Genomic DNA, 13055 nt, shown 5'->3' with positions numbered 1-13055 from the left:
AAATTGTGTAATTTTTAGGCTAAAACAAACCATGCCAAAATCATAACAATACGCGCCAAAATTAAGATTTCCTAAAAAAAATCCGATGAATGTACATTTCCAAATTGCGAGCGCTGCATTATTTTCTGAAACAATTGGATCAGTTTTAAAATGGAATTTGCTTAAAACTATGAGTATCCCCCGCCATCAGCAGCATTTTATTAGTAGTTCCTATGCCCACCTGCTCAGTGAGGTCGTGTCACGCTGGAATATATCGACTGAAGAACTCTTTTGGGGAACGGGCGTTGAAATCGACAAGCTACATGACCTAAGTTATAAAATCAGTCTTGGCTCGTTCAAGAAAGTCATTGCACGTACCATTGAACTCACTCAGGAGGATGGGATTGGTTTTTATGCGGGTACCCAGTTAAAAATTAGTTCTCACGGTTTACTGGGCTTTACTGTTGCCATATCAAAAAATGTGCTGGATGCCATTGAGACCATTAATCAGTTTGTCCGTCTACAATGCTCATTTGTGGAGCTTAACTTCAAGGTTGAGCAGGACCTGTCCTATTATGGAATCACCTATGACAGCTCCATTCTGGATTTTAATGATATTTCAGACACCCAGGTCTATGAGTTTAGTTGTGTCTTCTTTTTAACTGGTTTTATCCATCTGGTGAGGTTGTTCTTTCCAGACTTTAAGCCAAGTATTGATTTGCAGTGTAAATGTCCAGATTACTTTTCCCGCTTCAGTGATATTCTGGCTTCAACTTTTGAAGAAATACGTTATGAACAGCCACATACACGGTTGATTGCCCCTGCCCGATTTCTTGAAATGCCATTGAGTATGGCTGATCCACTGACTTCTGAGAAATTTAAGCTACTCTGTCAGAAAGAGCTGGATGACCTTGATGCGACACAGGATATTTTATACCGTGTTAAACATCTGATTAATGATGAAAATGAGGGTCTACAGAATATTGATCAGGTTGCACAAAAGTTAAACCTCACCAAACGAACCTTACAGCGCATGTTGCAGGAAAAAGCGGTAAGCTTCCAATCACTTTATGATGAGGTTCGCAGGGAAAAAGCCCGAAAATTAATGCTCAACCCTTTTATCACCAAAGATGAGGTTGCCAAAAAACTGGGATACTCATCCCTGTCGAGTTTTAATCGAGCAGTTAAACGCTGGGAAAATGAATAATTGCTGGTGGTACTTTTTATTTAATTGGTGACGAAGTCAAAGCCAAACTTTAGAACGCATCGCAATAAAAAAGCGATGGTTTATTCCATCGCTTTTCTACTTTTCACAATCTTAAATCTTATTTAGCAGCCATACGAATTGCACCATCCAGACGAATCACTTCACCATTCAGATATGAATTTTCAGCAATGTGTGCAACTAAACGCGCAAATTCTTCAGGACGACCCAAACGTGATGGATAAGGCACCATTTGCCCCAAAGCATCCTGTACATTTTGTGGCAAACCTTTCAACATTGGTGTTTCCATAATGCCAGGTGCAATCACCATAATACGGATTGCATGGCGTGCCAATTCACGGGCAATCGGTAAGGTCATGGCAACCACCGCACCTTTTGAAGCTGAATAGGCAGCCTGACCAATCTGACCATCAAAAGCCGCAACCGAGGCCGTATTGACAATCACACCACGGTCTTCATCACCTGCCTCAACGGTATTTTTACTCATGGCATCAGCAGCAAAACGTAGCATGTTAAATGTACCAGTTACATTGATCTGCAAGGTTTTAGAGAACATTGCCAAATCATGAACACTTTCTTTACCAATGACTTTTGCAGATGGGCCAATGCCTGCACAATTGACCAAACCATGTAAACTGCCATGCTTGGCAACGGCATCTTTAAAGAATTGTTCCGCTGCCTGTTCATCAGTCACGTCCAGCTTTACAAACTCAACCTTTTCACCCAATGCCTGTGCCTGTTGTTCGCCTGCTTCAACATTCATATCAACCAGCGTAACTGATGCGCCTTTTTCAACTAAATATTCTGCGGTTGCTGCTCCCAAACCAGAGCCACCGCCTGTAATAACAAAATGTTTTCCTTGAATTTTCATGTAAATTTCCTGTTAAATGAACGATAAATTTTTATAAGTGAGAGTAAAGGCAAGCTTTTTCCGATACAATTCCAAAAAGTAGCAAATTTGATGCGACTTTTGAGCATTCATCCTATTTATTCTTCCCTACTTCATTTGCGTATGATCCAGAATCAAAATCCAGACCATAACTCTACCAAAGACACGATCTCAAATGCCTTGATTCGTGAAGCGTTGAGTGTTGCCGCAAGTCGGGGTTTAAATATTGTCCATATTGCAAATAAGGCTGGAATTTCAGCAGAACTGTTGACCTCAACCAAAGCACGTGTTCCTGTGGCCCAGTGCGCACAATTATGGGTTGAGCTTGCAGAAAGCATGAATGATGAGTTTCTGGGAATGGATGCTCATCCCATGCGTCGTGGCAGTTATAAGCTCTTGGCAAAACTGGCGTTCAACACTGAAACCTTACAACAGGCGATTGAGGAAATCCTCAGATTTTTAGCTTTGGTTTTAGATGACATTCAAGGTGAACTGGTTCAGCAAGGTTCAAAGGCTTTTTTGATCCTGCATGACCGTGAACAACCGAAACGTATGTTTAGTTATGCCACGTTCTTAATGCTGGTGCATAGCCTGATGTGCTGGCTGAGTGACCAGCGTATCCATTTTCAGAAAATGACGTTTAAATGCCATCAACCTGTAGAAATACAGGATTATCGGGTGCGTTTTTGTGAAAATATCCAGTTTAATGCTGAACTCAATAGAATTGAGTTTGATGCACATTATCTCAAGCATAAAATTAAGAAAGATAAACAGGCATTGAATGATTTTCTTAAGCATACGCCTTATAACCTGATCGTCCGTTTTAAGAATGAAAATTCCTTAAGCCTGCAAATTCGTCGTCAACTGTTATTACAACCACCGTCTGACTGGGCTGAGCTAAAAGATATTGCCCAGCAGTTGAATATGTCAACCGCAACCATTCAGCGACGCCTAAAACAGGAGGGTGTCAGTTATCAGCAACTTAAAAATGATATTCGCTGTGATATTGCCATTGAGCGTTTAAGCAAAACCAATGATTCCATTCAGAATATCAGTGATGATCTCAGCTTTCATGACCCAAGTGCCTTTCACCGCGCCTTTAAAAAATGGACAGGTGTCAGTCCAGGGGCTTATCGTGCCAAGACACTCAAGAAAACTGTGATGGGTTCCTTATAATCCTGTTGAAAATCCTTAAATAGATTTTTAATCTATTAAGAATAATAACTGTGCAAGTGTAACCCGATCATTGTCACCATAATCCTGAATGGTCTGGATTTGGTTAAAACCGTACCGCTCAAAGATATCACGGACTGCCAGCCCTTGATCATAACCATGTTCGAGGGCAATCCAGCCATTTGGCTTTAACCAGTCTTTGCCTTGACTAATAATCGTTTCAATATCCGCCAAACCATGATTGGCTGCAATCAACGCCCGTTCAGGTTCAGATTTCAGCTTTTGCATGTGGATATCATCAGGATCGATATAGGGTGGATTGGAGACAATCAGGTCAAACTTTTGTTGATCCAAGGCTTCAAACCAAGCACCACAGGCGAACCTGACCTGAGATAACCCATGCTTTAATGCATTTTCTTTGGCAACATCCAGTGTTGGCTGATAAATATCGGTTGCCGTGACATGCCATTGCGGGCGCTCACTGGCAAGCGCCAATGCAATTGCGCCTGTGCCTGTGCCTAGATCAACAATATTGGCATCTTGAGCAAGCGGAAGATTTAAAACCGTTTCCACCAGAATTTCAGTATCAGGACGTGGCACTAAAGTGTCATGGGTGACTTTTAAATCCAGCGTCCAAAATGGTTGTGACCCTGTGACATAGGCCAAAGGCTCACCCTGTTCAATTCGGGCCAGCCCATCCAAATAAGTTTGCTGCTGAATTTCTGTCAATTCCTGCTCAGGCCTAAATTTAAGCTCCAAAACACTGACACCTATAATATGCTCAAGTAGCCAAGCAGCTTCCTGACGTTCATAGCTATCAATTTCGCCTTTCATCTCTAAAGCCTGAGCAATATTCATTAGCCGCCATTTTCCTGTGCCAGCATTGCCAACTGATCTGCCTGATATTCACGATGCAGGCTATCCAGCAATTCAGTTAAATCACCTTCCATAATCGCATCCAGTTTATACAGAGTCAGGTTAATACGGTGATCCGTCATCCGTCCTTGCGGATAGTTATAGGTACGGATACGCTCAGAACGATCCCCTGAACCCACCAGATCACGACGCATTTCAGAGGTTGCTGCATCAGCCGCCGCACGTTTTGCATTTTCCAGACGTGATACTAACAACGCCATCGCTTTGGCTTTGTTCTTATGCTGAGAACGTTCTTCCTGACATTCCACCACCACACCTGATGGAATGTGAGTAATACGCACCGCAGAATCGGTTTTGTTAATGTGCTGACCACCTGCACCTGATGCGCGATAGGTATCAATGCGCAGATCGGCGGGATTGATTTCAACTGTGGTATCTACATCCACTTCTGGCAGAATCGCAACGGTACACGCTGAGGTGTGTACACGACCTTGAGATTCAGTCGCAGGTACACGTTGAACACGGTGTGCACCACTCTCAAATTTCAAACGACCATAGACGCCTTCGCCATCAATACGGCAAATAATTTCTTTATAACCACCATGCTCGCCTTCATTTTCAGAAAGCACTTCAATACGCCAACTTTGTGTTTCAGCATATTTGCTATACATACGGAACAAATCACCTGAGAAAATCGCAGCTTCGTCACCGCCTGTTCCCGCACGAATTTCCAGATAGGCCGCATTGGCATCATTTGGATCTTTTGGAATCATCAACACATTCAGTTGATCTTCCAGTTCCACCAAAAGCTCTTTATTGGCCTTGATTTCTTCTTCTGCCATGTCCTTGAAATCTGGATCAGATTTCATCATCTCGGCTGTTTCAATATCTTCCTCAGCCTGACGATATTTACCCCAAACCTCAGTGATTTCAGTTAAGTCATTATGTTCACGGGACAGTTTACGAAAACGTTTATTGTCCGAAATCACTTCTACATCAGCGAGTAATGCAGTCAGCTCTTCATGACGATCACAAAGTTGATCCAGTCTTAAGCGGAGTGATGCTTTCATGGGCGAAATATCTCAAAATTCAGGTTTGTGCGAATGAAACATATACCGCACAATTAACATTAAAAAATTGCGCATAGTGTACAGATTCTGGGGCTTAAAAGACATAGAGAAACGGGCTAACTTACCCATTCGCCATCATTTCATCATAAATTGTTCAGTTTTGGTTGTGGACACTTGTTCTCGGATTTATGCTCCGATATAAGTAATTAGGGACAAATAGAAAGATAAAACAACAGGATAATAGGTATGAATAATTTTATTAATCGTCCAACCTCCGCATTTATTGCGGCAAGTTGGGTTGCTTTACTTGCTGGAGCAGTCGGATTCATGATTGGGCTATGGAATGCCAATATACCATTACACGAAAAAGGCTATTATTTTGTTATCTTGCTATATGGACTATTTTCGGCAGCATCTTTGCAGAAAACAGTACGTGATAAACTGGAGGATATTCCTGTGACTGCCATTTATTATGGACTGTGCTGGGTCTCTATGGCGGTGTGTATCGTATTATTATTGATCAGCCTATGGAATGCTGACATGCTGATGAGCGAAAAAGGCTTTTATATCATGTCTTTTATGATGAGTTTATTCGGTGTAGTTGCCACGCAAAAGAATATCCGTGACTTAAATTATCTACGCCTGCAAACTGAATTAAATCCTCGCCAGTTAAAAATAGAGGACTCATCAAGAGATGAACAGCAAGATTAAATTTAGCTTAAAGAAGTTCAATCAGGGAGCTTCCTTTATGCGGTAACGATATTTACTATCACTATGTTTTATCATCAGTATTTCTCATTTAAATTTATTCACCGAAACAAAACGCTACAATCCAGACACTAAATCGTAATAATTCGGGAAGTCATCTCCACAATTTTCTTCTCAAACTTTGTTACATTTGCCTCAATTACAAAAGATGTCCTATCACTAGGAACATGGAGTCAAAATGAAAGCGAATATTTGGTTATTGGGTGCGATTTTAGCAAGCTCAACTTTATTGACCACAGCCCATGCTGATAATGCTACACGTGTTGCTGCAACGTCTGCACTAGGGAGTGTAGTGGGTACTGCAATTGGTAAAGAGATTGGTGGCAACAATGGTGCCATGATTGGGTCCGCACTTGGCGGTGCTGGTGGTGCGGCTGCGGCAAGCAGTAAACGTACCCGTACTGAAGCTGCAATTGGTGGTGGTTTAGGTGGCGTGGGCGGCTATACCGTTGGTAAGAATGTAGGTGGCACAACAGGCGGTTATATTGGTGCGGCTGCGGGTGCCGCAGGTGGTTCAGCCTTGGGTCGTAAAGTCGGTCAGGACCGCGACTATGACAATTACCAGTCTAAAAAATACAAGAAAAAAAGAAAGCATCGTCATCACTGATATTTTAGAAAAGCGCCTTTGGGCGCTTTTCTACGATTAAAATTTCTAAGAGCATTGGATTTTAATGCATTTAATCAACTTCATAATGTTTCTTTTTATACAGATACAATAAGCGCCGAGTGAATCACCCAAGTTTGCAGGTGGGGCATTCAGTGCTTTTTTTCTGTGCATGTATAGGTTGTTGATAAGGAATTGAGCCGCCCTGCTTCATAATCTGCCATATAAATATTTTTATGATCAGGTTGATGTTTCCACTATGAAAATTTTTCACTTATCGGATCAATTTTTAAATTAAATAAAAATCAAATAGATAAATAATTAAATCTCAATAAATTGATGAAGCTTTCTCATCAGCCATCCTTTAAATAAGTCACTTTATCCTAGTCGCAGGAATGGCATCAAAATTGCTTCAAGTATTACGTTTTTAAAAAATCGTATTACTCGATAGGTACAAACCTATGCATGATTCAATATTGTCAAAAAAGAAAAAACTTTTGTTAAGTTTGGGGTCTTTCCTGATTCCCATCCTGATTTGGAGTTGCGTCAGTTACCTGCCCTTTATCTGGCATCCACAGGTACAAATTACCGATTCTGGCAGTGTGTCTTATTTACAGGTCGGCACACGCATTGAAAAAAATGCCTTTTATCGTGAAGCACAGCAGGCAGTCGATGCAGGCAAAACACCGCCAAATGGGATTCTGGTCAATCCAATTTACCTGCCTGCGCCCCATGAGGTAGCCAAAGCGCTGGTTACTTCCTTTACCACACCACCACAACAGCCTGATGCGCCGTGGCTACATCAAAGTCTTTGGCATAGTATCAAGATTGTCTTTATCGCTTTCTTTATTTCCTCATTGATTGGTATTCCACTGGGTATTTTGTCTGGGTTTTCTGCCACGATTTCCCGATTGACTGAACCTTTTGTCGAGTTTTTCCGTTATCTACCTGCGCCTGCATTTGGCGCATTGGCAGTTGCCATTTTGGGCATTAATGATGCACCTAAAATTGCCATTATCGTGATCGGCACCTTATTCCAGCAAATCCTGATTATCGCCAATACTACTCGCATGGTGGATCGTGGTCTGATTGAAGCGGGTTATACACTGGGAACCAATAAAGCCAAAAGTCTGTTCCATGTGGTGATTCCTGCGGCACTGCCTGATATTTACCGTGATTTACGGGTGTTATTGGGCTGGGCGTGGACTTATTTAATCGTATCAGAATTGATCGGGGCCACTTCGGGGATTACATGGTTTATCACCCAGCAGGCCCGTTACCAGAATTTTGAGAATGTCTATGCCGCTATTTTAATTATTGGGGTGATTGGTTTAGTGACCGATGTGATCTTAATGAAAATCGGTGAACGTCTATTCAAATGGAAAGCAGGAGCAAAATAATGGAAACTCAATTTGATGCGGATCGTTACTTTGAACAAATTTATGCTCGTCCTGTAATTCTGGAAGCAAAGCAACTGACACAGGTGTTTCATCATGGCAAAGAGCAACGCACCATTCTCAATCAACTGGATTTAAAAATTCATAAGCGTGAATTTGTCTGTGTGATTGGCCCGTCAGGTTGTGGCAAGTCCACCTTGAGCCGTGTGGTGGCTGGTTTAGACCCCTATCATAGTGGTGAGATTCTGGTGGATGGACAAGCCATCACAGGCACCAGCCCAGAACGTGGCATGGTGTTTCAGGGCTATACCCTGTTTCCATGGAAAACGGTCAAGCAAAATGTCATGTTTGGGCCTTTGATGAAAGGCATCAGTACCACCCGTGCCGAAGAAATGGCTCGGGAATGGATCAATATCATTGGACTGGAAAAATACGAAAACCAGTATCCGCATCAACTGTCAGGCGGCATGAAACAACGGGTTGCAATTGCCCGCGCCTTGGTCAATGAACCCAAGATTTTATTGATGGATGAACCTTTTGGTGCGCTTGACCCGCATACCCGCCAGAAGATGCAACGGCATTTGATGGACTTATGGCAAAACATTGATATCACCATTATTTTTGTGACCCATGATATGGATGAAGCGATTTTACTGGCTGATCGTATTGTGGCGCTCAAGGCCAATCCTGGCGAAATCAAGGAAATTATTGAAGTGGATTTACCCCGTCCGCGCGGTACTGAACTGATGAATACGCCTGAGTTTCAACGCCTGAGAAACAAGGTGGATCAACTGGTGCATGCGCAGGAAGATGAACTTGATCCTGCCCTGACCCATTTACCAAAAATTCCGCGTATGACGCAGGTCGATGCTGAATAAAGATTTTGTATAACCTTTGGGACGACCCAAAGCGTTTTATTTATGTGCTGGACGACCAGCTAAATGGTGTGACGCATGAAACAGGATTATGTTTTACCCTTGGTCGATATTTCAAAATTGACCAGTCCACAGCTTGAGGAACGATTACAGGTCGCACAGGAACTGGATCAGGCCTGCCGTGAAGTCGGTTTTTTATATATTCGCGGTGATCAGTTACAACCTGCGCTCTTTCAGCAACTGGTGCAAACTGCACAACGCTATTTCGCTCAGGATGAAGCGAAAAAAATGCAAAACTATATTGGCCTGTCTGAGAATCATAGTGGCTATGTGCCGATTGGTGAGGAACGTTTTAAAAGCAATACCTACGATTTAAAAGAAACCTACGATGTCAATTATGATTATCTGGCAAGCGAAAATCGTCGCCCCTTGGTCGGCCCAACGCAGTGGCCCGATGATGCAGAATTTAAACAAAATGTCCTGAGCTATTATCAGCATATCAAGGACGTCGGACATCAACTTTTTCATGCCTTTGCATTGGCTCTGGGACTGGAAGAACAATTCTTTGATGCACATTTGCAACATGCACCAAGTCAGCTCAGGCTGATTCATTATCCTTATAATCCTGATGCTGAAGATGCCATGGGCATTGGCGCACATACGGATTATGAGTGTTTTACCCTGTTATTTCCGACTGCACCTGGCTTGCAGGTACTCAATAAACAAGGTGAATGGACCGATATTCCACTGGTTGAAAATACCATGATCATGAATATCGGTGACATGATGGAAATTTTATCCAATGGGCATTATATCGCTACCAAGCATCGGGTCAAACGGGTCAAGGAAGAACGTTATTCATTCCCCTTATTTTTCTCCTGTGATTATGATTATCTAATCCAGCCTGTCATGCCTAATGAAGTGCCAAAATATCAACCGCTAAAAGGCGGTGAACATTTATTTAATCAGACTGCACAGACTTTTAGCTATTTAAAACAACGTATCGCACGTAACGAAATTCAACTGAATAATGCCATGCCACTCTCTTCTTTTGGTTTGACTGAAACTGGAGAAAAATAATGGATTTAAATGAATTATTGCAGCAGTTAAGTCCCACTGATCTACAGCAAGTCAGCTTACCTCATTATTTACTTGGTAGTTTTAGGCGTAAAAGTATCAGTTTTTATAATGGACTGACCGATGAAAACACCATTGTTTACTGGTTTCAGTCCCGAACATTTACCCTTGATCTACGCCTGTCAGATGCCCACTCTACCCCCATCACCGAAAGACAAGGCTGGATTGGTGACACAGTTTGGGATCATGCACAGCAATTGCTGTCATGGGAAGTACACCAGAGCTACCAACCACGGATTCAGTGGCCAGAACCTGCCACATTACATGCGGTGGGTAATTGCCTATTGGAGTTTTCACCCTCCAATGCCTATGTAGAAGACTGGCGACAACTGTCGCATACAGGGCCATTGCTCGGTTTACGCTTGTATCAGGTACAACATCTGGGTAATGGTGAACTGTATGCAATGGATGGCGGCTTGATTGTGGCAGGAGAACATATTGCCTATGCACAATCCCGACTGCCACAGATTCAGGACAAACTTTCAGACTTTTCCAGACTTGATCAGGCACTGGCACAACATGTCATAAATGAAGCAGAAATTGAAAGTTATGAGGTTTCTGTGGCATTCAATAGTCGGAAAATTGAATATAGTACGCAAAGCCAGCGTGTCGGTGAGTCTATGCAACTGACTGGTTTTGAATTGAATGACCAGGGCATTATTACGCAAATTCGCCAGATTCATGGGGAAGATTACCGCTGTTATTTTCAGCTTGACCTGTACCAGCCTGAGTTCCAGTTTGTACGTGAATCCAACACCTCTGATGCAAGCCATCACTGGTTACAACAGGAACAGGATCATTTGCTTAAAAATGCTCAAGTGGTTGAATAAAGGAGCCTGATTTGCCCTATTTATATTTGATGATTGCAATTATTGCGGAAGTGATCGCCACTTCTGCACTCAAAGCCTCAAATGGATTTAGCGTTCCTCTGCCCTCACTCATCACAGCGGTGGGCTATGCGATTTCCTTGTATTTCTTATCCTTAACCCTAAAATTTATTCCAGTCGGTATTGCCTATGCAATCTGGTCGGGTGCTGGGATTATTCTTATTTCCAGTATTGGCTGGTTTTTCTTCAAGCAGTCTCTGGATCTGGCGGCATTTATTGGTTTAAGTATGATGATTGCAGGCATTATCGTGATCAATGTCTTTTCAAAAAGTACTCATCTTTAAATTTTTATATAAATTTTTGCATAAAAAAATGCTTCATCATTGAAGCATTTTTTATATCAATCCTTTGATTATTTCAATTCATTCACCAAATCAGGATAAATCAGACCATCCACATCAACGGCGGTTTTATAGATGCCATTGTTTACATTAAACTGATTTACATGATAAGAAGACCCATAGACCGAATCAAAACTGTCATTTTTCACAAAGGCTTTTTTATTGCCTGCCAAATCAAGTAAATGAGTGCCACCCACAAATTGTTCATACTGGGCAGGATCGACCCCGACCCGATTGGACATGATCTTGACGGCATCGGCATGTGTAGCAGGATCATTAATATATTTTACCGTTTTATCCCAGACCTGAATCAGCTTTTTCCATTCCTCTTTATGGGCGGATAAGTGGCTCATGTTAACGGATACACCATCATAGATCAGACCTGGCTTATCTTTGGAACTATAGATAATTTTTGAACCTGCCACAGATTTTAAGGCCTGATTTGCCACAGGTTGCCACACCGCAATCGCAGATACTTCTGGGCTAGCAAATACCTGTGGTAACTCGTTGGTGACAGAATTGACCAGCTTAATGTCTGTTAATGGAATTTTGGCATCGCTCAAAGCAGTCGAAAGAAGCAAATGATCCACCAGACCTTTTTCGGTTGCCACCGATTTGCCTTTTAAATCCGTCACTGAGTTGATACTTGGCTTGGCAATAATCACGTCATTGCCTGCGGAATAATCAGTGACCATGATCATCATGCCTTTAGTTCCACCTGATGCTGTCACCAGATTATCGCCATTGGTGGTCAGTACCGCATCGAGTTGATTGGCAGCAAAGGCATTCAGTGAAGCAGAATAGTCAAACCATTTAAATTCAACATTAAGCCCTGCATCTTTGAGCCAACCTTTTTCAATCGCCACTTGCCAAGCGACAAAACCAGGCCAGTCACTATAACCGATCGTGATGGGTGTGGTTGTCGCGGTATTTTTTGGTTCTTCTTTCTGGCTGGCCGTCGGTACTTTGGCTGAATTATCGCAACCCGTTACAGCAAAACTCAATAGAACAGAAAGAGATAAGGATGTCATTGCATGTTTCATTATAGAACCCCCGAATAGAATGCAATCAATATATGGATGATGATTTAGAACCTGAACTTTAAAATTGCGTATTTCATCTTGCTGTGTGTATTTCTCCCTAATCATTCTGCTGGAGCGGTGGCATCACGGCATCCATCAATTCCAGATGCCCCTTGATGACACCTTTCAGTGCAATAAATTGCTGGCTGATCTGTTTTAGATCATTACTTTTGCCCTGAAGCAGCATCACTTCCAGAATCTTTTCAGCATCAAGCTGTACACTCAGCGAGCTAATCACCTGTTCCAGATATTGATGTTGCAGATCACCAATCTGTAGACGGATATTTGCCGTGCGACGCTGGTATAACAGCGTCAGTGTGCCGACCATCACGGTATTCTCAGTGGTGTACTGGTGAATCAAATGATGATTGATCATGTCCACAATCGCCTGTGAACGGCTTTCGTAGTGTTCTTCCACGATCTTCTGGTCTAGGGCTTCCACTGTATTTTCAGGAACAGTGATGCTGATCCGTGAAAGCTTGGGTTTACTGTTCATGCTCAACCTACTATTTCTTGAGATTGCTGGGTGTTTGCTTGATATATAGACCTGCTCTTACCGTCAGCAGATTGACTAAAAATAACTGGAGCGTTTTTAAGTACTGGTTCATGACTGGACGTTTTTTCATGGCAACCTCAGTATTACTAATTTTTTAATTCGTAATATTTAATGCAGTATCTGTGCCAGTTTTTAATAAAATTAATCTGAATCCTATATAAAATTCACGTTAAAACCTGATACTCGGAAACGTCAT

The 13055-nt window shown here is 42.2% G+C and carries 14 protein-coding genes; 9 read left to right on the top strand and 5 right to left on the bottom strand.

Features of this window, described 5'->3' with window-relative positions:
- Positions 1–169: 169 nt before the first annotated feature.
- Entirely contained in the window at positions 170–1186 is a 1017-nt protein-coding gene (locus N5J47_RS11050) for an AraC family transcriptional regulator (RefSeq protein ID WP_267979266.1), read from the top strand.
- A gap of 118 nt (positions 1187–1304) precedes the next feature.
- Here N5J47_RS11050 and N5J47_RS11045 read toward each other — a convergent pair whose 3' ends face one another.
- Positions 1305–2075: a 3-hydroxyacyl-CoA dehydrogenase gene (locus N5J47_RS11045; protein WP_279960006.1), complete on the bottom strand. Its 771-nt coding sequence runs from the start codon at positions 2073–2075 to the stop codon at positions 1305–1307.
- 90 nt (positions 2076–2165) lie between these two features.
- Here N5J47_RS11045 and N5J47_RS11040 point away from each other — a divergent pair, with 90 nt between their 5' ends.
- Positions 2166–3269 (top strand): AraC family transcriptional regulator, encoded by a 1104-nt coding sequence (locus N5J47_RS11040; protein ID WP_279960007.1) that lies wholly within the window; start codon positions 2166–2168, stop codon positions 3267–3269.
- Between the two features lie 27 nt (positions 3270–3296).
- Here N5J47_RS11040 and prmC read toward each other — a convergent pair whose 3' ends face one another.
- Positions 3297–4124 carry a peptide chain release factor N(5)-glutamine methyltransferase gene (gene prmC, locus N5J47_RS11035; protein WP_279960008.1) on the bottom strand — a complete coding sequence of 276 codons (828 nt, stop codon included), beginning with the start codon at positions 4122–4124 and terminating at the stop codon, positions 3297–3299.
- Positions 4124–5212 (bottom strand): peptide chain release factor 1, encoded by a 1089-nt coding sequence (prfA, locus tag N5J47_RS11030; protein WP_050040087.1) that lies wholly within the window; start codon positions 5210–5212, stop codon positions 4124–4126. The genes prmC and prfA overlap by 1 nt, the downstream gene beginning before the upstream one ends.
- Positions 5213–5458: 246 nt before the next feature.
- Here prfA and yiaA point away from each other — a divergent pair, with 246 nt between their 5' ends.
- From yiaA to N5J47_RS10995, 7 genes are all read left to right on the top strand, one after another.
- The gene (gene yiaA / locus N5J47_RS11025) at positions 5459–5923 is read left to right on the top strand and encodes an inner membrane protein YiaA (protein ID WP_279960009.1); all 465 of its coding nucleotides are present in this window, start codon (positions 5459–5461) and stop codon (positions 5921–5923) included.
- A 235-nt stretch (positions 5924–6158) separates the two neighbouring features.
- The gene (locus N5J47_RS11020; RefSeq protein ID WP_279960010.1) at positions 6159–6587 is read left to right on the top strand and encodes a hypothetical protein; all 429 of its coding nucleotides are present in this window, start codon (positions 6159–6161) and stop codon (positions 6585–6587) included.
- Positions 6588–7045: 458 nt separating this feature from the next.
- The gene (locus N5J47_RS11015) at positions 7046–7984 is read left to right on the top strand and encodes an ABC transporter permease (RefSeq protein WP_279960011.1); all 939 of its coding nucleotides are present in this window, start codon (positions 7046–7048) and stop codon (positions 7982–7984) included.
- Positions 7981–8859, top strand: coding sequence for an ABC transporter ATP-binding protein (locus tag N5J47_RS11010; protein WP_279960029.1), 879 nt, complete (start codon positions 7981–7983; stop codon positions 8857–8859). The genes N5J47_RS11015 and N5J47_RS11010 overlap by 4 nt, the downstream gene beginning before the upstream one ends.
- A gap of 75 nt (positions 8860–8934) precedes the next feature.
- Positions 8935–9936: a 2-oxoglutarate and iron-dependent oxygenase domain-containing protein gene (locus tag N5J47_RS11005; RefSeq protein WP_279960012.1), complete on the top strand. Its 1002-nt coding sequence runs from the start codon at positions 8935–8937 to the stop codon at positions 9934–9936.
- Positions 9936–10823, top strand: a complete 888-nt coding sequence (locus N5J47_RS11000) for a hypothetical protein (RefSeq protein WP_279960013.1) — start codon at positions 9936–9938, stop codon at positions 10821–10823. The genes N5J47_RS11005 and N5J47_RS11000 overlap by 1 nt, the downstream gene beginning before the upstream one ends.
- Positions 10824–10834: 11 nt before the next feature.
- Complete coding sequence (locus N5J47_RS10995; protein ID WP_279960014.1) at positions 10835–11164, top strand: SMR family transporter; 330 nt, start codon at positions 10835–10837, stop codon at positions 11162–11164.
- A gap of 68 nt (positions 11165–11232) precedes the next feature.
- On the opposite strand, the gene N5J47_RS10990 is transcribed toward N5J47_RS10995, so the two are convergent.
- Together N5J47_RS10990 and N5J47_RS10985 are read right to left on the bottom strand one after the other, a co-directional pair.
- A complete protein-coding gene (locus N5J47_RS10990; protein WP_279960015.1) occupies positions 11233–12264 on the bottom strand; it encodes an ABC transporter substrate-binding protein in 1032 nt (343 codons plus the stop codon).
- 97 nt (positions 12265–12361) lie between these two features.
- Entirely contained in the window at positions 12362–12799 is a 438-nt protein-coding gene (locus N5J47_RS10985; RefSeq protein ID WP_267979252.1) for a ribbon-helix-helix protein, CopG family, read from the bottom strand.
- Positions 12800–13055 lie beyond the last annotated feature (256 nt).

Origin of the sequence: Acinetobacter sp. GD03645, assembly GCF_029845285.1 — a bacterium.
Classification (GTDB): domain Bacteria; phylum Pseudomonadota; class Gammaproteobacteria; order Pseudomonadales; family Moraxellaceae; genus Acinetobacter; species Acinetobacter corruptisaponis.
Note: the sequence above shows the minus strand (reverse complement) of the source record. Positions and strands in the feature narration are given on the sequence as shown.